At 70.5% G+C, this 21144-nt stretch carries 18 protein-coding genes; 9 read left to right on the top strand and 9 right to left on the bottom strand.

Annotation, left to right across the window (positions count from 1 at the left end; all coding sequences use genetic code 11):
* Nucleotides 1-10: 10 nt before the first annotated feature.
* Complete coding sequence (locus ACLKM7_RS01975; protein WP_436445336.1) at nt 11-760, bottom strand: phosphoglyceromutase; 750 nt, start codon at nt 758-760, stop codon at nt 11-13.
* Nucleotides 761-842: 82 nt separating this feature from the next.
* On the opposite strand from ACLKM7_RS01975, the gene ACLKM7_RS01980 reads away from it, so the two are divergent.
* Nucleotides 843-1685 carry a class I SAM-dependent methyltransferase gene (locus ACLKM7_RS01980; RefSeq protein WP_436445337.1) on the top strand — a complete coding sequence of 281 codons (843 nt, stop codon included), beginning with the start codon at nt 843-845 and terminating at the stop codon, nt 1683-1685.
* Here ACLKM7_RS01980 and ACLKM7_RS01985 read toward each other — a convergent pair.
* The 4 genes from ACLKM7_RS01985 to ACLKM7_RS02000 all read right to left on the bottom strand — a co-directional run bounded on the left by ACLKM7_RS01985 (nt 1682) and on the right by ACLKM7_RS02000 (nt 4934).
* Nucleotides 1682-2794, bottom strand: a complete 1113-nt coding sequence (locus ACLKM7_RS01985; protein ID WP_436445338.1) for an FUSC family protein — start codon at nt 2792-2794, stop codon at nt 1682-1684. The two genes, ACLKM7_RS01980 and ACLKM7_RS01985, sit on opposite strands and share 4 nt — an antisense overlap.
* A 5-nt stretch (nt 2795-2799) precedes the next feature.
* The gene (ygfZ, locus tag ACLKM7_RS01990; RefSeq protein WP_436445339.1) at nt 2800-3903 is read right to left on the bottom strand and encodes a CAF17-like 4Fe-4S cluster assembly/insertion protein YgfZ; all 1104 of its coding nucleotides are present in this window, start codon (nt 3901-3903) and stop codon (nt 2800-2802) included.
* Entirely contained in the window at nt 3903-4508 is a 606-nt protein-coding gene (locus ACLKM7_RS01995) for an FABP family protein (RefSeq protein ID WP_436445340.1), read from the bottom strand. Before ACLKM7_RS01995 ends, ygfZ begins: the two co-directional genes overlap by 1 nt.
* Before the next feature lie 135 nt (nt 4509-4643).
* Nucleotides 4644-4934 carry a hypothetical protein gene (locus ACLKM7_RS02000; RefSeq protein ID WP_436445341.1) on the bottom strand — a complete coding sequence of 97 codons (291 nt, stop codon included), beginning with the start codon at nt 4932-4934 and terminating at the stop codon, nt 4644-4646.
* Nucleotides 4935-5071: 137 nt separating this feature from the next.
* On the opposite strand from ACLKM7_RS02000, the gene ACLKM7_RS02005 reads away from it, so the two are divergent.
* Genes ACLKM7_RS02005 through ACLKM7_RS02020 form a run of 4 tightly spaced genes read left to right on the top strand, consistent with a single transcriptional unit; the run spans nt 5072 to nt 9457 of the window.
* On the top strand, nt 5072-5770 hold the full coding sequence (locus ACLKM7_RS02005; protein ID WP_436445342.1) for a response regulator transcription factor: 699 nt from the start codon (nt 5072-5074) through the stop codon (nt 5768-5770).
* A 51-nt stretch (nt 5771-5821) separates the two neighbouring features.
* Nucleotides 5822-7987 (top strand): RNA degradosome polyphosphate kinase, encoded by a 2166-nt coding sequence (locus tag ACLKM7_RS02010; protein WP_436445343.1) that lies wholly within the window; start codon nt 5822-5824, stop codon nt 7985-7987.
* Nucleotides 7984-8922 (top strand): NUDIX hydrolase, encoded by a 939-nt coding sequence (locus tag ACLKM7_RS02015; protein ID WP_436445344.1) that lies wholly within the window; start codon nt 7984-7986, stop codon nt 8920-8922. Before ACLKM7_RS02010 ends, ACLKM7_RS02015 begins: the two co-directional genes overlap by 4 nt.
* Before the next feature lie 19 nt (nt 8923-8941).
* Entirely contained in the window at nt 8942-9457 is a 516-nt protein-coding gene (locus tag ACLKM7_RS02020; protein WP_436445345.1) for a chemotaxis protein CheY, read from the top strand.
* A gap of 4 nt (nt 9458-9461) precedes the next feature.
* Here the strand turns inward: ACLKM7_RS02020 and ACLKM7_RS02025 are convergent, their stop codons facing one another.
* The 3 genes from ACLKM7_RS02025 to ACLKM7_RS02035 are packed head-to-tail and all read right to left on the bottom strand — an operon-like array spanning nt 9462 to nt 15473.
* The gene (locus ACLKM7_RS02025) at nt 9462-10769 is read right to left on the bottom strand and encodes a M1 family metallopeptidase (RefSeq protein ID WP_436445346.1); all 1308 of its coding nucleotides are present in this window, start codon (nt 10767-10769) and stop codon (nt 9462-9464) included.
* Entirely contained in the window at nt 10766-14695 is a 3930-nt protein-coding gene (locus tag ACLKM7_RS02030) for a Pls/PosA family non-ribosomal peptide synthetase (RefSeq protein ID WP_436445760.1), read from the bottom strand. The genes ACLKM7_RS02025 and ACLKM7_RS02030 overlap by 4 nt, the downstream gene beginning before the upstream one ends.
* A gap of 40 nt (nt 14696-14735) precedes the next feature.
* Entirely contained in the window at nt 14736-15473 is a 738-nt protein-coding gene (locus ACLKM7_RS02035) for a hypothetical protein (RefSeq protein WP_436445347.1), read from the bottom strand.
* 242 nt (nt 15474-15715) lie between these two features.
* Here ACLKM7_RS02035 and pstS point away from each other — a divergent pair, with 242 nt between their 5' ends.
* The 4 genes from pstS (at nt 15716) to pstB (ending at nt 19773) form a co-directional block, all read left to right on the top strand.
* Nucleotides 15716-16825: a phosphate ABC transporter substrate-binding protein PstS gene (gene pstS / locus ACLKM7_RS02040; RefSeq protein WP_436445348.1), complete on the top strand. Its 1110-nt coding sequence runs from the start codon at nt 15716-15718 to the stop codon at nt 16823-16825.
* Nucleotides 16826-16901: 76 nt separating this feature from the next.
* Nucleotides 16902-17849 carry a phosphate ABC transporter permease subunit PstC gene (gene pstC, locus ACLKM7_RS02045; RefSeq protein ID WP_436445349.1) on the top strand — a complete coding sequence of 316 codons (948 nt, stop codon included), beginning with the start codon at nt 16902-16904 and terminating at the stop codon, nt 17847-17849.
* A 1-nt stretch (nt 17850) separates the two neighbouring features.
* Nucleotides 17851-18957, top strand: coding sequence for a phosphate ABC transporter permease PstA (pstA, locus tag ACLKM7_RS02050; RefSeq protein ID WP_436445350.1), 1107 nt, complete (start codon nt 17851-17853; stop codon nt 18955-18957).
* A 36-nt stretch (nt 18958-18993) separates the two neighbouring features.
* Nucleotides 18994-19773: a phosphate ABC transporter ATP-binding protein PstB gene (pstB, locus tag ACLKM7_RS02055; protein ID WP_436445351.1), complete on the top strand. Its 780-nt coding sequence runs from the start codon at nt 18994-18996 to the stop codon at nt 19771-19773.
* 18 nt (nt 19774-19791) lie between these two features.
* Here pstB and ACLKM7_RS02060 read toward each other — a convergent pair whose 3' ends face one another.
* Nucleotides 19792-20679 carry an aminodeoxychorismate lyase gene (locus tag ACLKM7_RS02060; protein ID WP_436445352.1) on the bottom strand — a complete coding sequence of 296 codons (888 nt, stop codon included), beginning with the start codon at nt 20677-20679 and terminating at the stop codon, nt 19792-19794.
* Between the last annotated feature and the right edge of the window lie 465 nt (nt 20680-21144).

Here is a 21144-nt window from a genome sequence, read left to right on the forward strand (position 1 = left end):
GCGGTCTGTGTCAGCCCTTGCCCTGGTTGGCGACCGCGGCGGCACCCGCGGCCGCGGCCTCGGGGTCGAGGTATTCGCCGGCGCCGATGGGCTTCAGGTCCTCGTCGAGGCGATACACCAGCGGGATGCCGGTCGGGATGTTCAGCTCGGCGATGTCGGCGTCGCTGATGCCGTCGAGGTGCTTCACGAGGCCGCGCAGCGAGTTGCCGTGCGCGGTCACCAGCACCGTCTTGCCCGCTTGCAGGTTGGGGGCGATGTCGCTGTGCCAATACGGCAGCATGCGGTCGATCACGAGCCTGAGTGACTCGGTGTCGGGCACCTCGCCGTCGATGCCGATGTAGCGCGGGTCGCCCACCTGGCTGTACCGGTCGTCGGCGGGCAGCGGCGGGGGCGGGACGTCGAACGAGCGCCGCCACAGCATGAACTGCTCCTGCCCGAACTCCTCGAGCGTCTGCGCCTTGTCCTTCCCCTGAAGGGCGCCATAGTGACGCTCGTTCAAGCGCCACGTGCGCTTGACGGGGATCCACAGCCGGTCCGCCGTGTCGAGCGCGATGTCGGCGGTCTGGATCGCGCGGCTGAGCAGCGAAGTGTGGAGGACGTCCGGCAGGATGCCCGACTCGGCGAGCAGCTCACCGCCGCGCGCGGCCTCCGTCTTGCCCTGCTCGGTGAGACGGACATCGACCCAGCCCGTGAACTGATTGGTCTTGTTCCACTCGCTCTGGCCGTGTCGGAGGAGGATCAGCGTGTAGGGCGCGGTCATGGCCCCAATGATATCCGCGCGGGGCAGGCTCCCCCGGCCGGGTGACGGCCGGGGCTGCAGCTCGTGGTGGGACGATGGGGTCATGCCTTCCGCCCGCTCGTCTCCGGCCGTGGTGGGCCAGATCACGCGTGGGACGACAGGCACCAATCGGCTGCGCCGCGTGGACCGCTGGATCGCCCGGCACTCGGCGCTGAGGCGCGCGGCGGACCCACTCGTGGTCGACCTCGGCTACGGCGCGAGCGGAGTCACCGCCTTGGAGCTGCACGCGCGCCTGGCGCGTGCGCGGCCCGACGTGGAGGTGCTCGGCCTCGAGATCGACCCCGCGCGCGTGGCGCGCGCCCGCGAGCAGCTCGCCGAGGTGCGTGCCGGGCGGACGTCGTTCGCAGCGGACGCACGCGTGTCGTTCGCCCGCGGCGGCTTCGAGATTCCGCTGTCGGGCGGCCGGCGGCCCGCGGTGATCCGGGCTTTCAACGTCCTGCGGCAGTACGACGAGCACGAGGTCGGCGCGGCGTGGGCGTCGATGGCAGCACGCCTCGCGGCGGGCGGTCTGCTCGTCGAGGGCACGTGCGACGAGCTCGGCCGTATCGTCACGTGGGTCGCGCTCGGCCCGGACGCCGTGCCGCGGACACTCACGATCTCGCTCCGGCTCGCCGGGCTGGAGCATCCCTCGATCGCCGCGGAGCGCCTGCCCAAGGCTCTCATCCATCGCAATGTGCCCGGCGAGCGCGTACACCGGCTGCTGACCGCGCTCGACGCGGAGTGGGAGCGCGCCGCATCCGTGTCGCCGTTCGGCGCCGAGCACCGGTGGCGGACGACCCTCGCAGGGCTGGAGGCATCCGGCTGGCGGCTGCAGGAACGCGCACGCTGGCGGCTGGGCGAACTGACGGTGCCGTGGGATGCCGTCGCCCCGCGCGCGGCGGGTTAGAGGCGGGGCAGCACGGCGCGCGCGTCGGCCGAGGTCATCCCCGTCGCGGTGAGCAGGTCGACCGCGAGGGGGCGCAGCGCCGTGATGAGGTTCTGCTCGCTCATCGATCCGTCCGGCAGGATCGCGCGGGGGTCGAGTCGCGCGGCCACGACGCGGACGGCCTCTCGCGCGACCGGCTGCAGCGAGATGTCGTCGAGACTCTCCTCCACCAGCGTCGCCGCGCGCATGAGGTCGGCGAGCACCTCGGCCAGAACGGGCCGTCGCTGCCCGTCGTCGCAGAGGTAGACCGCGCGCCGGGCGACGACCCGGAGATTGCGCGTGGCCAGATCCATCGCATCCAGGACGGCGCGATGCCGCCTCAGCTCGGCGCGCTGCGGACGCAGCCATGGCGAGAAGGACGAGACGGCGATGCTCGATTCCAGCGAGGCCCGCCAGTTGTCGACGTGGGGTGCGATCGCGCGGGCCTTCTCCAGTGCTCGTGCGGCCCGCAGAGCGTCGCCGCGACGAAGTGCCTGGACGATGGTGCGCGCCGCGTCCGCGGCGGCAGAGAAGACGGTGCGCCCGTCGCGCAGCTCTTCGCGGCGCGGGTTGCGCGGGATGAGCGCGGTCGCCGCGAGAGCCGCGACCCCGCCGACCGCGCCGTCGAGCAGACGGTCGAAGGGCTGCGCGGCCGGCAGCGACATGACGATCACCGCCTGCACGGCTGCCATGATCGCGAACGGCGGATAGGGCGAGAGGAATCGTGCGACGAACAGGGTCGCACCCAGCGCGAGGGCCAGCTGCCACCAGCCGGGACCGACGACGAGCACGAACGCGTCCGCGACCACGATGCCCACCAGCATCCCGATCACCGTCTCGAGCACGCGCCGCGGTCTCGCATCGCGCACCAGCCCGAGGCTCGAGATCGTCACCGTCGCCGCCAGCAGCGGCGCAGGATGCCCGAGCACGTACAACGAGAACGCCCATGCGGCCGTGGCGGCGACCGCGATCTGAACGATGGCGATCGCCGAGTCCCGCACCCGCCAGACGTTCGGCCGCAGGTCCAGGCGCGCGCGCCACCCCGTCGGCACCGCCCGGGTGACCGGCGCCGAGTCGGCGTCGCCGCTCACGGCGCCTACTGGGCCGCCGACCGGCGCGAGAGCCGGGTCAGACGCGGCACATTGGCCGTTGCTCCCGCGTCCGGTGGCACCACGACCTCCTGCGCCGCCGCGACCACGCCGTCGTCGGTGTCGACCGTGAGTTCGGCGTCGACGGCGACCGAGCGCCGCACCACGGCGAGCGCGATGGGGCCCTCCTCGTGGTGGAACGCGGCCGAGGTAACCGCTCCCACCTCGTCGCCGTTCACCCGCACCGCGGCACCGCGGACGGGAAGGACGCTGTTGCTGCCATCCAGCTGCAGCGCCACGAGGCGCCGAGGCGGGTGACCGAGGTTGTGCACCTTCGCGACCGTCTCCTGGCCGCGGTAGCAGCCCTTCTCGAGGTGCACGGCGGTGCGCAGCCAGTCCACCTCGTGCGGCAGTGCGCGCTCGTCGACCTCGCGCGCCCAGCGCGGGCGCCATGCCGCCACGCGCAGCGCGTCGGCGGCGACCAGCCCCGCGAGCGCGAGGTCGCCGGCGACCGCGGCCTGCAGCATCCGGGTCTCTTCATCGTGCGTGACGATCGCCTCGGCCCACACGCGATCGGCGCCGGGGTGCGGCTCGACCGCCGCGTACGCGTGCCCGCCGACCGCGACGGCCGGCCACGGGTCGGTCCACACCAGCGGCAGTCCGGCCGGCGCTGCCGGCGTGATCCTCGCGAGCGCCTCGGGAGTCCCGCCGACGACAGCGTGGGCGTCAGCTTCTCGGGGATCCACGCGCAGGCGGAAGCGCATCTTGCGGAGCCAGCCGAGCAGCCCCTCGGCGTCGCCGCGGTCGACGATCAGCCAGGTCGTCTCGCCGTCGTCGAGAACGGATGCCGCGTGCTCGACGCGTCCCTGCGGGTCGAGGACGAGCATCTCGGTGCTGACACCGGGTGCGAGATGTGTGAGGGCCTGCGACGACAGCGAGTCCAGCCACGAGAGCCGGTCCTCGCCCGATACCGCGAGCACGGCTCGGTCGCCGAGGGGAGCCAGCGCCTCGCCGGAGGCCAGGCGACGCTGTTCCACGACCGGATTGCCTAGATGCTGCAGGCCGGCCTCGTCGACGACAGCGCCGGGCAGTGCGGAGTACGCGGCGCCCATCACTCGGCCCGCGCGAGACGCGCCGACGCGTGGGCGCCCAGTTCGTGGCCGAGGGCGGCGATGTCCCACGCCCACAGCAGGTGACCGTCGACCAGGCCGTACATGCGCGTGGCCGCCGCGTACGCCTTCGCACTGGCGGGACGCACGACCGCGTCGGTCGCGATGTCGATGCGGGGTCCGCGGATCTGGCCGAGATACAGCTCGCTCACCCCGTCGGCGTGGACGATGACGGCCTCGATGTCGAAACCACCCTCCGGGTTGCGCAGCAGTTCGACGTCGTCCGCGGTACGAGGCACCGAAGAGGCGGCCGGCGGCAGCAGGCCGGGACCCGCATCCGAGTCTCCCGCGGGGCGCGAGAGCCGCCAATAGCCCATCTCGGCGACGAGGCGGGTACGCGAACCGTCAGCGGCGCCGTCGTCGTGCAGCCATGCCTCGGCCGAGTAGTTCAGATAGTCGCCGCCGTCATGGCTGAAGCTCACGCGGTGCGTGAACTCGCCGGTGTATTCGTGGTCGCCGTAATCGATCACGCCGGTGCCGTCCCACACCCCCACAAGCCACGACAGGGGCACGAGATCGGCGGGGAGGTCGGTCGGCAGCTCGATCACGACGCGACCCGTCAGCGCTGGCCGCGGTACAGGTTCTTCACGACCACCGCGGACACGAAGACGATCGCGAGCGACGCGAGGCCGAGCAGGCCCACGAAGAACAGTTCGAGCGCGACGAGATCCATGCGAACGAGTCTAGCCGGGAACGATCGATGCGAGACCGAATCCCAGGCTGATGACGCCCATCACCAGGGCGGCTCCGAGGACGCTGGCGGCGACCCGCTCGGTGAAGCCCTGCGAGCGGCCCGACCAGAGCTGGATCGCGAACGCTGCGACGAGGCATCCGCCCAGCCCCACCGCGAGCCAGGCACCGCGCCACTGGGCCGCCGCGAAGACGCCGACCACGACCCCGATGAGGGCGGCGAGGACCCACACGGCGACGACGCCGCCGAGTGTGCGACGGGGAGCGAGTTCGGGCACGGCCACACGCCCATCTTCGCGCACGAGGGGCTCGCGCGCATCAGAACGGATGTCCCGGCGCGTCACCACCGCGGATTGACGCACCGCGCACGCCCTACACTGGGGGCACACGGCGCTCGCCCACGCGCCGGAAAGGCGACGCATTGGCACAGCTCCTGGTCCTCAGTTCCGCACAGGGAGGCGGCCCTGTCCTGCCGTCTCTCGAGCTGCTGAGCCACCGCGTGCGCCAGATCCCGGCCGAACCCGCGCAGCTGGTCAACGCCCCGAGCGCCGACATCATCTTCGTGGATGCCCGCGTCGACCTCGTCGGGGCGAAGTCGCTCTGCAAGATCCTCAACACGACGGGCCTGGACGCCCCGCTGCTGCTCGTGGTCACCGAGGGCGGGCTCACCGCGGTCTCGACGGACTGGGGCATCGACGACGTCATCCTGGTCACTGCCGGACCGGCAGAGGTGGACGCCCGGATCCGGCTCGCGGTCGGACGCCAGTCGGCGGAGCAGGTGTCGACCCGAATCCAGACCTCCGGCATCACGATCGACGAGTCGTCGTACTCGGCCAAGGTGCACGGCAAGCCGCTGGATCTGACGTACAAGGAGTTCCAGCTCCTCCACTTCTTCGCGACGCACCCTTCCCGGGTGTTCACGCGCGAGCAGCTGCTCAGTGAGGTGTGGGGCTACGACTACTTCGGCGGCACGCGCACCGTCGATGTGCACGTGCGGCGCCTGCGCGCCAAGCTGGGCGACCTCGAGCAGCTCATCGGCACGGTGCGCAATGTCGGCTACCGATTCAACGTCTATGAGGACGACCAGATCCCCGCACCCCGTGAGCGCAACCAGACCTGACCACAGAGTCTTGTTCACACTCTCGTCACGCGACCCTGCAATGATGAGGGAATGATCGAACCCGAGGTGCTCGACGCGGGTCTGGGCGACGCGGACGACGACGACTTCGACATGACGGAGGCGTTCGACTCGCAGCTGCCCGACCACCGCTATCTCGACCGCGAAGTGAGCTGGCTCGCCTTCAACCAGCGCGTGCTCGAACTCGCGGAGGACCCCAACCTGCCGGTGCTCGAGCGGGCGAACTTCCTCGCGATCTTCGCCAGCAACCTCGATGAGTTCTTCATGGTGAGGGTGGCCGGACTCAAGCGCCGCATCGTCACCGGGCTCGCCGTCCCGACCAACGTCGGCCGTGTGCCCGTCGACGTTCTCGCCGACATCTCGGCCGAAGCCCACCGGCTTCAGCTGCGGCACGCGGACGCGTGGATGAAGGGCGTCAGGCCCGCGATGGCGGATGCCGGCATCGAGGTCGTGTCGTACGACACCCTCGACGGCGACGAGCGGCAGCGCCTGTACGACTACTTCCAGTCGCAGGTCTTCCCGGTACTGATGCCGCTCGCCGTGGACCCCGCCCACCCGTTCCCCTACATCTCGGGGCTCTCGCTCAATCTCGCGATCCGCATCCGCAACGCCCGGACCGGACGTCAGGAGTTCGCGCGCCTCAAGGTGCCGCCGATGCTGCCGCGGTTCGTCGAGCTTCCGCCGGCCGACGGCGTTGCGCGCTACCTGCCGCTCGAGGACCTCATCTCCAGTCATCTCGACGACCTGTTCCCCGGGATGGAGGTGCTCGACCACCACGCGTTCCGCCTCACCCGCAACGAAGACGTCGTGATCGAGGAGGACGAGACCGAGAACCTCATCCAGGCCCTCGAGGCCGAGCTGCTGCGCCGTCGCTTCGGCCCGCCGATCCGGCTCGAGATCACCGACGACATGGACGAGGTCACACTCGACCTGCTGCTCAAAGAGCTCGACATCACGCAGCAGGAGGTCTACCGTCTCCCCGGCCCCCTCGATCTGCGGGGGCTGTTCGACCTCTCGCGCATCGACCGGCCGGATCTGCGCTACAAACCGCACGTGCCGACGACGGCGCTGGCTTTCCAGCCCGGCGACAACAACGAGCGCCCCGACGTCTTCGCCGCCATCCGCAAGGGCGACGTGATGGTGCACCACCCGTACGAGTCGTTCGCGACGAGCGTGCAGGCCTTCCTCGAGCAAGCCGCGAAAGATCCTCACGTGCTGGCGATCAAGCAGACGCTGTACCGCACGTCGGGCGACAGCCCGATCGTCGAGGCGCTCATCGACGCCGCCGAGGCAGGCAAGCAGGTGCTGGCGCTGGTCGAGATCAAGGCGCGCTTCGACGAAGCGAACAACATCGTGTGGGCCCGCAAGCTCGAGAAGGCCGGCGTCCACGTCGTCTACGGCCTGGTCGGCCTGAAGACCCACTGCAAGCTCGCGCTGGTCATCCGCCAGGAGGGCGGCGTGCTGCGCAGCTACAGCCACATCGGCACGGGCAACTACAACCCCAAGACAAGCCGCATCTACGAGGACTTCGGGCTGTTCACGGCCGACGACCAGGTGGGCCGGGACCTGACCCGCCTGTTCAACGAGCTGAGCGGCTACGCGATCGAGAAGAAGTTCAAGCGCCTGCTCGTGGCGCCCCTGCACCTGCGCAAGGGGCTGCTGCGGCTCATTGAGAAGGAACGGCGCAATGCCCTCGCCGGCAAGCCGGCGAGCGTGCGCATCAAGGTCAACTCGATGGTGGACGAGCTCATCATCGACGCGCTCTACCGTGCGAGCCAGGACGGCGTGAAGATCGAGGTGTGGGTGCGCGGCATCTGCTCGCTCAAGCCCGGCGTGCCGGGTCTGAGCGAGAACATCACGGTCCGCAGCATCCTGGGCCGCTATCTCGAGCACTCGCGCATCTTCGCGTTCCACAACGACGGCGATTCGCAGATCTACATCGGCAGCGCCGACATGATGCACCGCAACCTGGACCGCCGTGTCGAGGCGCTCGTGCGCGTGAACGCACCGGCGCATCTGCGGGAGCTCGACGAGCTGTTCACGCTAGCGATGAGCGACACCACCAGTTCGTGGCATCTCGGTCCGGACGGCGAATGGGTGCGCCACAACATCGGCGACGACGGCAAGCCCCTGACCGACCTGCAGGATCGCACCATGGCCAACGTGCAGCGACGGCGGCGCGCGCGGGCGGTGCGATGACCGAGACCGCGGTGTACGCGGCTGGTGGGGTGGTCTGGCGAATCGTCGACGGCAAGCTCCGCGTGCTCCTGATCCACCGCACGAAGTACCGCGACGTGACGCTGCCCAAGGGCAAGGTCGATCCCGGCGAGATGCTCGCCGAGACGGCGGCTCGCGAGATCTTCGAAGAGACCGGCATCCGGGTCTCGCTCGGCGTGCCCGTCGGCGTATCGCGTTACCACCTGCCGAGCAAGCGCACCAAGATCGTGCACTACTGGGCCGCCGAGGCGACAGACGATGCCATCCGCGCGTCGGCGTTCGTACCCAACAAAGAGATCGCCGCCCTCGAGTGGACGTCGCCCAAGAAGGCCCTCGCACGGCTGAGCTACCCGGTCGACGTCGAGATCCTCGAGTACTTCGTGCGTCTCGTCGAGGAGGGCGTGCTCGGCACCTTCCCCATCGTCGTGCTCCGGCACGCCAAGGCGGTCGCGCGCGAGGAATGGGACGGAGACGATGCCACGCGTCCGCTCTCGCCCCGAGGCAAGAAGCAGGCGAGCTCGATCGTCGGGCCCTTGCGGGCCTTCGGTGCTCGCAAACTCATCTCGAGTCCTGCGGAGCGCTGCCTCAGGACGCTCGAGCCGCTCTCTGCCGCCCTCGATCGCAAGGTCCGCACCACGCCCCTCATCAGTCAGGATGCGTGGGAGGGCGGCAACTCGGATGCGCGCGCCGTCGTCGGCGAGCGGGTGCGCGCACGCAAGCCCGTGGTGCTGTGCAGTCACGGCCCGGTGCTTCCCGAGATCCTCAATGAGATCGCGCTGGCGACGGGGACCCTCCGAGGCTCGTACCTCGGCAGCGCTTCGGCTCTGGATCCGGCGGCGTTCTCCGTCGTGCACCTGTCGACCACCAATCCCGGCTCGGGCATCGTTGCCATCGAGACGCATCAGCCGAAGGTCTGACCTGGACCGGCGTCCGGTCGTGGAGGTCGCGTGGCGGCGCGTACCCCGTGCCGCGCCCCGCCGCGACACCGCGTGGGCGCTGCTGCGCGAGATGCTGCCGGCCGGCGCATCGCTCGGCAACCGGTGCAGCCGCTGCGGCGGACCGCACGGTGCGATCGTGGTCGAGAACGCGCCGTTCGCGGCGAGCGTGTCGTACGCGGGTGACCTCGCGGTCGCGGCGGTGGCACCTCTCGGCGACGGCGTGATCGCGATCGGGGTGGACGCCGAGTCCGATGTCGCCCCGCAGCGCGACCGCGTCGGACTGCGGGGCGTCCTGGGCGGCGACCGTGAGGTGCCGGTGCGGGAGTGGACACGGGTCGAGGCTGCGCTCAAGGCCGACGGGCGCGGGCTGCGCGTCGACCCGGCCGGCGTGCGGCTCGTCGTCGGCGCAGCGGGCTGGACGGCGAGCGTTCCCGGCGGTCACCGGATCATCGGATGGGATGCTGCCGCGCCGGCCGGCGTGACCATCAGCGTCGCGGTGAGCCTCGGCTCCTGACCGGTCAGCGGTCGAGGCGCTCGCCGATGTCCGCGAGCGGCAGCGGGGGAAGCGCCGGCCGATCGAGCCACGCATCCAGGAGCGCGGCGTGCGCCTCGCCCGTCACCAGCTCGACGCATGCGCGGAAGTCCTCGGTCGAGACGACCGAGTGGCGATGGGTCCTCGCCCAGTGGTGCACCACCTCGCCGAAGGCATCCGCACCGAGCGTGCGGCGCAACGCCTCGAGCGCGAGCGCGCCGCGCTTGTAGACCCGATCGTCGAACATCGTGGCCGCACCCGGGTCCGACAGCACGAGGTTCTGAGGCATCCGGCTCAGCCGATCGTGGTGAAGCGCTGCCAGCTGCGCGATCGTCGGGCCGCCCGACGCCTCGGACCAGATCCACTCCGCGAAGCACGCGAATCCCTCGTTGAGCCAGATGTCGCGCCACGCGACCACGCCCACGCTGTTGCCGAACCACTGATGAGCCAGCTCGTGCGGGATGAGGCGAGCCGACTCGTCGTCGAGGTGATTCGCTCCGAACACCATGAGCCCCTGCGCTTCGAGCGGGATCTCCAGGACGTCCGGGGTCACCACGAACGTGCACTCCTCCTGCGGATACGGCCCGAACGCGGCTTCGAAGCATGCCCGTATGCGGGGCACGTCGGCGAACGCACGCCTGACCTCCGCCTTGAGCGAGGCGGGGTGGACGAATCGCGCGCCGCCGATCCGCTGCTCGCGGTAGCGGCCGATGTGGACGGCGGCGAGGTACGTGGCGGTCGGCACCTCCGACACGAATTCCCAGCGCCGGCGAGCGCCGACGGACACCGGCGGCCTCGGGACCCCGGTGGCGGCCACGGAGTACTCCGCCTCGGTCGTCACGGCGATGCGATAACGTGCACGATCGTCCGGGCGGTCGTTGCAGGGGAACCAGGTGGGTGCGCCGGTGGGCTGCGCCGCCACGAGCGAGCCGTCCTCCAGCTCCTCCCAGCCGATGGCGCCCCATCGGGACCGCCGCGGCGCCGGTGCGCCGGAGTAGGCGACCTCGATCGAGAACTCCTCGCCCGCCTCGACGGGCTGCGGGAGCGTGACGCGAAGTGCGCGAGGTCCCTGCCGGAATGTCGTGCGCGGGTTGCCGTCGACCCGTACGCGCGTGGCCCGCAGACCGACCAGGTCAAGGGCCACCGACCGAACGCGCTCGGCCGCCACGGCGTTGATCACGGCGCGGCCGACCAGCCGGTTGGTGCGCACCCTGTAGTCGATGTCGAGGTCGTACGAGACGACGTCGAACGCGGGATCGCCGCTCTGCGGGGCGTACGGATCGTGGCCGCTCACGATGTCGACTGGTACGCGCGCACCTTCACCGCCCGCCACGGCCCGATCGGATTGCCGCTCCAGCGCGAGCCGACCGGCACTCTCTCGCCGCGCATCACGAGCGAGGCGGGACCCACGGTCGCGTGGGCGCCGATGCTCGCGGCAGGGAGGATGACACTGTGCGGACCGAGCGTGGCACCGGCTTCCAGTTCGACGGTGTCCATGCTCATGATTCGATCATGGAACAGGTGCGTCTGCACAACGCATCCGCGATTGACGGTGGATCCGTCGCCGAGGGTGACCAGGTCGGGCTCGGGAAGCCAGTAGCTCTCGCACCACACCCCACGCCCGATTCGCGAGCCGAGGGTGCGCAGCCAGACGGCGAGCGCCGGGGTGCCTGACGCGGCCCGTGCGAACCACGGCGCCGCCACCATCTCGGTGAACGTGTCCGAGACCTCGGTGCGCCACACGAAGCTCGACCACAGCGGCTGCTCTCCGGCTCGGATCGTCCCGACGATCAACCACTTGGCCACTGTCGTCACGCCTGCGCCGACAGCGCCGGCGACGAGCAGGACCAGACCCGACAACAGCAGCGCGACGGCTCCCCCGGCGGCCTGTACGAGCCCCGCGAGCGCGAACAGGACCAGCAGCCCGATCCCGCACGTGACGAACACCGGGACGATGCGGCACAGCTCCCACAGCGCCCGCGCGACCCGCAGTCGCGTCGGGGGTGCGTAGGTGCGGCTCTGATCGCCTTCGTTCGACTGGCGCCGCAGGCGTACGGCGGGCGAACCCAGCCAGGACGAGCCGGGCTTGGCCTTGACCGGCGCAGCCGAGAGCACGGCGACGAGTCCGTCGCGCGGCACCTTGTGCCCGGGGGGAGCCATACCCGAGTTGCCGAGGAAGGCGCGCTTGCCGATCCGCACCTCGCCGATCCGCAGCCAGCCGCCGCGCAGTTCGTACGAGGCGACCATCGTGTCGTCGGCGAGGAAGGCGCCGTCCTCGATGTGGGCCATCGACGGGATCAGCAGGACGGTGGATGCCTCGACGTCCCTGCCGACGCGGGCTCCGAGCAGCCGCAGCCAGACCGGCGTGAACAGACTGGAGTAGAGCGGGAACAGCACCGTCCTCGCCGAGTCGAGCAGGCGCTCGATCGTCCACGCCTGCCATCCCACACGGCTGCGGACCGGGTGCGTGCCCGCCGCGAGTCCGAGCGAGAGCAGCCTCACGAGCACCACCACGGCGCCTGCGAAGACGACGCCGACGGTCAGGGTGGCGGGGACCAGCCATGCGAACGCGGCTGCCAGCGCTGCGCCGAGGTCGGCCGCTCCGCGCATTCCCTGAGCCAGGACGACGGCGCCGGCCGCGAACGCCACCACCGGCAGCAGCGCCAGCGTGGCGGCCGACGCGCCGTACGCCCACAGCCAGCCCGGTCTCGCGGGCGGGCGGTGTGCCGGCCAGCCCTCGGCGGTGCCGCCGACGCGTGCGGCGGGCGACCCCGCCCATGCCTGGTCGGCACGGACGCGGCCGAAGACGGCCGAGCCGGGCGCGATCTCAGCGCGCTGCCCGATGCGGGTGCCGGGCGCGAGCGTACTGCGGGCACCGACAGCAGCGTCCGCCCCGATGCGCACCTCGCCGACGCGAACGAGATCGCCGTCGATCCAGTAGCCGCTGAGGTCGACTTCCGGTTCGACCGACGCGCGATCGCCGATCTCGAGCATCCCGGTGATGGGAGGCAGCGTGTGCATGTCGACATCCCGGCCGATCTTCGCGCCGAGCGCTCGTGCGTAGTAGGTCACCCAGGGGGCGCCGGCAAGACCGACGGCATCCACTTGGTCGGAGATCTGCTCCGCCAGCCACAGCCGCAGGTGCATCATGCCGCCACGCGGATGGTCGCCGGGCCGGAGCCCCGCGAGCAGCAGGCGAGCGGATGCCGCGGCCACCGCCATTCGCCCGAACGGCGTCGCGAAGACGAGAAGGCCGAGCACCAGGAGCCACCAGGGCGCGGTGGGGAGCGCCTCGAACCCCGGGAACAGCTGGAGGATCGTGCCCGCGGTCAGCATGTACAGCAGCCAGCGAACCCCCGACAGGATGAACAGCGGCACACCCAGCAGCGTCTGCGCCCATTGCGTGACACGCGGCGTGGGTTCGGGCATGCGGAAGGCGTGGTCGTCCTCCTCGGCGAGGAACGGCCCGAGGGCCTTCGCCATCGCCCCGAGGCGCGGGACGTCGTAGATGTCGGCCACCGAGAACTCGGGGACGCGTGCGCGGATACGCGAGACCAGCTGCGCCGCAGAGAGGGAGCCGCCGCCGAGATCGAAGAAGTCCGCCTTGCGGCTGGGCACCGGCTGCCCGAGCACCGCCTGCCACTGCTCGGCGAGCCAGGCCTCTGGCGGACTGAATCCGGGGTCGGGGACCTCCACTCCCGGAAGCGGCCACGGCAGCGCCGCCCGGTCGACCTTGCCCGAGGTGCGGACCGGAAGATCGTCGACGACGGCCAGCAGCGGGACGACGGCCGCCGGCAGGCGTTCGGCGAGCTCGGCTCGCGCCGCCGCGCGGTCGACCTCCCCGTCCACGACGAGATAGCCCACCAGGACCGGCACTCCGGCGTCGGTCGTGCGCACCGCCGCACTCGCGGCGGTGACGCCCGCGAGATCCTGCAGCGCCGCTTCCACTTCGCCGAGCTCGATGCGGCGGCCGCCGACCTTGACCTGGTCGTCCGCCCTGCCGAGGAACACCAGGCCGTCCGGGTCGTAGCGGACGAGGTCGCCGGACCGGTATGCCCGATCCCAGCCGAGCGACGGCATCGCCGCGTACTTCTCCGCATCCTTCGCGGGGTCGAGGTAGCGGGCCAGCCCCACCCCACCGATGATCAGCTCACCGGTCTCACCGGCGGGCACCGGCTGATCGGCGGCGTCCACGACGGCGAGCGCCCATCCGTCGAGCGGGAGCCCGATGCGCACCGGGCCGGCACCGTCCAAGAGCGCCGCGCACGCGACCACCGTCGCCTCGGTCGGCCCGTACGTGTTCCACACCTCGCGACCCTCGGCGACAAGTCGTGCGACGAGCTCCGGCGGACAGGCCTCTCCGCCGAAGATGAGCAGCCGCACGTTCTCGATGGCGTCCGGCGGCCACATCGCGGCCAGCGTCGGAACCGTCGAGACCACGGAGATGGACTGACGGATCAGCCAGGGCGCGAGGTCTTCGCCGGAACGCACGAGCGATCGCGGCGCGGGCACGAGGCAGGCCCCGTGGCGCCAGGCGAGCCACATCTCCTCGCACGAGGCGTCGAACGCAACCGACAGACCGGCCAGCACGCGGTCTCCCGGACCCAGCGGCGCATCCTGGAGGAACAGCCGCGCCTCGGCGTCGACGAACGCTGCGGCCGAGCGGTGCGAGACCGCGACGCCTTTGGGCACTCCGGTCGACCCCGACGTGAAGATGATCCAGGCATCGTCGTCGACGGTCGGCGGCGGCACGGTCACGACGGCCGATGTGCTGGGATGGGGCACCGCGCCGTCGAACAGACGCATCGTCGAGGCATCCGCCCCGGTATCGGATGCGATGTACTCTCCTGCACCGGTGATGACACCGCGCACCCCCGCCTCACCGAAGACCAGACGTGCCCGCTCATCCGGGTCATCGGCGTCGACGGGCACATAGGCGGCACCTGCCGCGAGGATGCCGAGGATCGCGATGTACAGCTCCTTCGATCCCGACGCCATGCGCACGCCGACGCGGTCACCGCGGCGCACGCCCGCCTCGCTCAGTCGCGCGGCAGTGCGTGAGGCACGTGCCGTCAGCTCGCGATAGCTGAGCGCCCCCGAGCCGTCGTCGATCGCGGATGCCTCGGGCACACGTGCGGTCGTCGCGCGCAGCACGTCCAGCAGCGTGCGCGGGGGCGGAGCCGCATCGGTGCGGTCCAGCTGCGCACCGATGCGGCGCATCGGGGTGCGTGGGCGGTCGGTCGCGTCGCCGAGCGTCACGTCAGGACAGCAGCGCGACGAGCTCGGCCTTGCTCAGGCGCGAGTAGCCCACCTTGCCCGCACTCTTGGCACGCCCCCGCAGCTGCGCCACGGTCAGCGAGGCGAGATCCTGCGCCTGCTCGACCTTTGCCGTGCGCGGAGTCCGCGGGCGAGACGAGGTGGCGCGACGCGGCCTGGACGTGGGCCGGGCCTCGGCGGCGTCATCGACATCGGCCTCGGGTGCAGCGGAATCGGGCGCCGCGACGGCTGGAGCCGCGGCATCCGTCGCTCGCGGGTCGTCATGTGGCACGAGCTCCTGATCCAGCCGTGCATCAGCGGTGCGCGCCTCCTCCTCGGCCCTGGCCGCTGCCCGCTCGGCCTTGGCCGCGGCCTTCTTGAGCGCCTTCGCCTCTTCCTTGCGTGCTGCGGCCTCGGCTGCGGCGCGCTCAGCCTCCGCCGCCGCGCGCTCGGCCTCGGCACGCAGACGCGCCTTGTTCTCGGCTTTGGCGATCGCGGCACGGGTCGCCTTGCGCACACGTTCCGTCGCGCGCGCCGCGGCCTTCGCCACCTTTCGAGGCTTGTTCCGCAGCTGCTTCTTCGACACGTCGCCGGCATCGATCGCGTCCACCGCGAGCTCGCGCAGCTTCTTCGCGGATTTGCCGGGCAGCTCTTTCGCGACCCGCTTCGCCTGCTTCGCCGCCGCAGCGGCATCGTCAATCGCCTCGAGCGCCTTGCGCTCCGCCTTCGTCGTCTTCGCCATGGCCGAGCACCCTACCGGGCCGGGGTGAACGAACGGGGTTGCGTTGCCCGGAATGACGCGGCCGGACCGTCCGGCGCCGTCGTCGGAGTGCCTTGATGTCGGCGCCCCGTTCACCTTCCGTTCACCCGCGCAGCCCACTCTCTTAAGAGTCCGAGCCTACGTTTCAGATCGAGCCCTGCACCGGGCTCCCACCCGAAGGCCTTACCCGGGCCTCATTCCCTGACACGTGAAGGATTCACACAGTGAAGATCTCCCGCATCGCCCAGGTGGGCGCTGTCGCCGCAGTCGCGGCTCTCGCCCTCGCCGGCTGCGCTTCCAACGAGCCCACGGGCAACCCCTCGGACGGCCCCGCCGCGGGCGGCCTCTCCGGCGAGCTCGCCGGTGGCGGCGCCTCGTCGCAGGAGGTCGCGGTCCAGGCGTGGACCGCCGGCTTCCAGACCGCCAACCCCGAGGTCACCATCACGTACGACCCCGCCGGCTCCGGCGCGGGTCGCGAGTCGTTCCAGGCGGGCGCATTCCCGTTCGCCGGATCCGACCGCGCGTTCACGGTCGAAGAGATCGAAGCCGGCCCGTTCGACGCGTGCGTCGACGGTTCGGGCATCATCGAGCTGCCGACCTACATCTCGCCGATCGCGGTCATCTTCAACCTCGAGGGCGTCGACACCCTCAACCTCGACGCGGCGACCATCGCCGGCCTCTTCGCGGGCACCATCACGACGTGGAACGACCCGGCGATCGCCGCGCTCAACCCCGACGCGACGCTTCCCGACACGGCGGTCACCCCGGTGCACCGCGCCGATGACTCGGGCACGACTGAGAACTTCACCGACTACCTGTTCCAGGCCGCACCCGACGTATGGACCTCGGAGCCCGACGGCGTGTGGCCGCTGTCGACCGGCGAGGCTGCTCAGGGCACGTCGGGTGTCGTATCGGCGGTCGCCGGCGGCAACGGCACCATCGGCTACGCCGACGCGTCGCGCGCTGCCGAAGAGGGTCTCTCGACCGTCGCCGTGCAGGTCGGCGAAGAGTTCGTCGAGTACTCGCCCGAGGCCGCGGCGGCCATCGTCGACGCCTCGCCGTTCGAGGAGGGCCGCGGCGAGGGAGACCTCGCCATCGCACTCGACCGTACGTCGGCCGAGGCGGGCGTCTACCCGATCGTCCTCATCAGCTACATGATCGCGTGCCAGGAGTACGCCGACGCCGCGGTCGCCCCGCTGGTGAAGGGCTACCTCGAGTACATCGCGAGCCCCGAGGGCCAGGACGAGGCCGCCGCTGCCGCCGGCAGCGCGCCCATCTCGGACACCCTGCGCGAGCAGGTCACCGCGGCGATCGACTCGATCGTCACGGAGTAGGACACACCGATACCCGGTCCGGCAGCTCGCGCCGGGCCGGGTATCGCCCTGAGAAACCACCGACCCGAAGGACACCATGACGACGACGACCGACCCGGCCGTCAAGCCGAAGCCCAAGCAGCGGCCGGGCGACCGCTGGTTCTCGGGCACCGCGGTCTTCGCGGGGTCAATGATCCTCGTGACGCTGGCCGCCGTCGCGATCTTCCTCATCGTCCAGTCGATCCCGGGTCTGACAGCCACGAGCGAGACCGCATCGCTGCTCCCGGGCAACTTCTGGGCGTATGTCTGGCCTCTTGCGTTCGGAACCGTCTGGGCATCCTTCCTCGCCCTCATCATGGCCGTGCCGCTGTCGGTCGCCGTGGCGCTCTTCATCTCGCACTACGCTCCGAGGCGCCTCGCGCAGGGCCTTGGCTACATCGTCGATCTGCTCGCCGCAGTCCCCTCCGTCGTCTTCGGCCTGTGGGGCATCCTGGTCCTCGCGCCCGCGGTGCAGCCGGTCTACTCGTGGCTCTCGGTCAACGCGGGCTGGTTCCCCCTCTTCAGTGGCACCGTCTCGGCGACGGGGCGCACGATCTTCACGGCAGCCATCGTGCTCGCGGTGATGGTGGTCCCGATCATTACCGCCATCTGCCGCGAGATCTTCCTGCAGACGCCCGTCCTGCACGAGGAAGCGGCTCTCGCCCTTGGGGCGACCCGTTGGGAGATGATCCGCATGGCGGTCTTCCCGTTCGGCCGCAGCGGCATCGTCTCGGCCTCCATGCTGGGGCTCGGCCGCGCGCTCGGCGAGACGATGGCCGTGGCCATGGTGCTCTCCGCGACCGGCGTCGTGACCTTCCAGCTCTTCACCTCCGAGAATCCCAGCACGATTCCCGCGAACATCGCGCTGACCTTCCCCGAGGCATACGGCCTCAACATCAACGTCCTCATCGCAACGGGTCTCATCCTGTTCATCGTCACCTTCGCCGTCAACGCTCTCGCCCGCTGGATCGTGAGCAGGCGCAAGGAATTCTCGGGAGCGAACTGACATGACCGTGACGACCGCTCCACCCCAGTCCCCGACCGACCTGACGCAGCGTGAATCGCCGCGTCTGACCAGCGGACACCTTCCGCCGTGGGCGCCATGGGCCCTCCTCGGCGCGAGCCTCGTGATCGGCGCCCTGCTGTTCGCCATCATCGCGATCGCCGAGAACAGCGCCTTCAACGTCGCCGGCTGGGCCGTCGTCAGCGCGATCCTCTATCTCGTCCTGATCGCGATCATCTCGAGCCTGGTCGAGGGCCGGCGCAAGGGCGTCGACAGGCTCGTGACCGGCATCGTGAGCGCGGCCTTCGCCATCGCCATGGTCCCGCTGGTCTCGGTCGCTGTGACCGTCGTCATCAACGGTGTGGCCGGCATCTCCGCCGACTTCTTCACGATGTCGATGCGCAATGTCGTCGGCGAGGGCGGCGGCGCGCTGCACGCGATCGTCGGCACGCTGCTGATCACGCTCGCCGCGGCGATCATCTCGATCCCGATCGGTCTCTTCACCGCGATCTACCTGGTCGAGTACGGCGCCGGCAAGCGGCTCGCACGGGGCATCACGTTCCTGGTCGACGTCATGACCGGCATCCCCTCGATCGTTGCGGGCCTGTTCGCGTACGCCCTGTTCGCGCTCATCTTCGGCCCCGGCATCCGCATGGGCATCATGGGTGCCGTCGCGCTGTCGGTGCTGATGATCCCCGTCGTCGTGCGCTCGAGCGAAGAGATGCTGCGCCTGGTGCCCAACGAGCTGCGCGAGGCGTCGTTTGCGCTGGGTGTGCCGAAGTGGCTCACGATCGCGAAGGTCGTGCTGCCCACGTCGATCGCCGGCATCACGACGGGAGTCATGCTGTCGATCTCGCGCGTCATCGGCGAGACGGCTCCCCTGCTGCTCACCGCCGGCGTGACCACCTCGATGAACTACAACCTGTTCGAGGGACGCATGATGACGCTCCCGGTCATGGCGTACTCGCAGTACATGAACCAGGGCATTCCCGCCCAGGCATACCTCGACCGCGCATGGGCCTGTGCCCTCGTGCTCATCGTCATCGTGATGCTCCTGAACCTCGTCGCGCGACTGGTCGCGAAGGTGTTCTCGCCCAAGCTGGGCCGCTGAGGCATCCCCAACTACCCGAAAAGAACCTGAGGAATCGTGTCCAAGAGCATCGAAGTCAACGATCTCAACGTCTACTACGGCGATTTCCGCGCCGTCGAGGGCGTCTCGCTCGACATCGAGCCGCGCAGCGTGACGGCTTTCATCGGCCCGTCCGGATGCGGCAAGTCGACCTTCCTGCGCACGCTCAACCGCATGCACGAGGTGATCCCCGGCGCGCGCGTCGAGGGAAGCGTGCTGCTGGACGGCGATGACCTCTACGCGCCGAACGTCGACCCGGTGCTGGTGCGCCGGCAGGTCGGCATGGTGTTCCAGCGTCCCAACCCGTTCCCGACGATGTCGATCAAGGAGAACGTGCTGGCCGGGGTCAAGCTCAACAACAAGCGCATCTCGAAGTCCGACGCCGACGCGCTGGTCGAGAAGTCGCTGAAGGGCGCGAACCTCTGGAACGAAGTCAAGGACCGGCTCGACAAGCCCGGCTCGGGCCTGTCGGGCGGACAGCAGCAGCGCCTGTGCATCGCGCGCGCCATCGCGGTCTCGCCCGAGGTCATCCTGATGGACGAGCCGTGCTCGGCCCTCGACCCGATCTCGACGTACGCGATCGAAGAGCTGATCGGCGAGTTGAAGAACGACTACACGGTCGTCATCGTCACGCACAACATGCAGCAGGCGTCGCGCGTGAGCGACAAGACGGCGTTCTTCAACATCGCCGGCACCGGCAAGCCGGGCAAGCTCATCGAGTACGACGACACCCGCACGATCTTCACGACCCCGTCCGTGCAGGCGACCGAGGACTACGTCTCCGGCCGCTTCGGATAAGGCTGCTTTCCGGCCGGATCAGTCGCGGGCGCTCAGCAGGTAGCGGTTGAAGGATGCTGTGAGCTCTTCGTCGACCGCCACGTCGACGCCGTCGATCGCCCTGATGGGTGCGGCCAGCCGCACGCTCGACACCAGCCACGCGGCATCCGCCTTCGTCAGCGACGCGACCGGAATCACCTCGTACCCGGTCTGCAGACCCTGAGCCGCGAGGTGCTCGAACAGGCTGAGCTGTGTTGTGCCGTGCAGGATGCCGCCGTTCGGAGCGGGGGTGATGTACCGGTCTCCGAGGCGGAGGATGAGCGACGCGGTCGGCGCCTCGAGGACGAAGCCGTCGGACGAGACGAAGATCGCGTCGTCGGCGCCGCGTCGTTTGGCCTCGCGGATCGCTGCCATGTTGACGGCGTACGACAGGGTCTTCGCACCCAGGAGAAGCCACGGCGCCCGCGCGGGCGTATCGATCCCGTAGCCGCGGTCGAGCGTGACCACCCGGACGCCCCGCTTGCGCACCGCGGTGTTGTCGGCGGCCTGAGCAGCCGTGACCCACGCGGTCGGCGTGGGTCCGTGCTCGACGCCTCGGCTGAGGATGAGCTTGATGACGCCCTCCCCCTCGGGCGGGCAGTGCGCGGCGGCCACAGCGACCGCCTGCCGCCACTGCTCGAGGTGGGGGGACGGCAGGTCGCACAGACCCGCCGAGTGCGCCAGGCGGTCCAGGTGCGCCTGCGTCTCCTGCGGGTGACGGTCGACGACGCCGATCGACTCGAAGATCCCGTCGCCGCGCTGTGTGCTCAGCTCGCCGACGCTGAGCGCCGGTGCAGAGGGGTCGATCTCGCGGAAAGTCGCCGAGAAGTCGGTGCGGGAGTCGTCAGATGCCGCGGGCTCGATCACGAGCGCGAAACGCCAGGTCATGCTTCGAGCCTAGGACGTCGGGAATGCCCTGCCCCTCGCCTCGGTTACACTGGTTCGGCCGGGCCGCAGTAACCCCGGGCTCCATCTTCTGCCGCTGCGAGCGGCCTCGCGCCGAGAGGCGTTCTGCGGCCCGGCACTTACTTTTCCGGGGCGACGTGCCCTGGCGCCGGGATGCCTCTCCACGCGGCTTGCCGTCGGCGGGCTGCGGCCAGTCCGGGCTGCGGCCGGTTCGCGCTGCGGCCGGTTCACGCTTCGCCCGGTTCACGTTGCGGTCGGTCCGGGCGTCGGCCGGTGGGGCGGCGGCCGGTGCGGGCGGCGGCCGGTGCGGGCGGCGGCCGGTGCGGGCGGCGGCCGGTGCGGGCGGCGGCCGGTGCGGGCGGCGGCCGGTCCGGGCTGCGCGGCGGCGTCGGAATCGTGGGGCCATCCGCTCTGCACAACATCGGATCCGCAGGTGCGGAGGAGCCG

This window comes from Microbacterium sp. I2, from assembly GCF_051364985.1.
Lineage (GTDB): Bacteria > Actinomycetota > Actinomycetes > Actinomycetales > Microbacteriaceae > Microbacterium.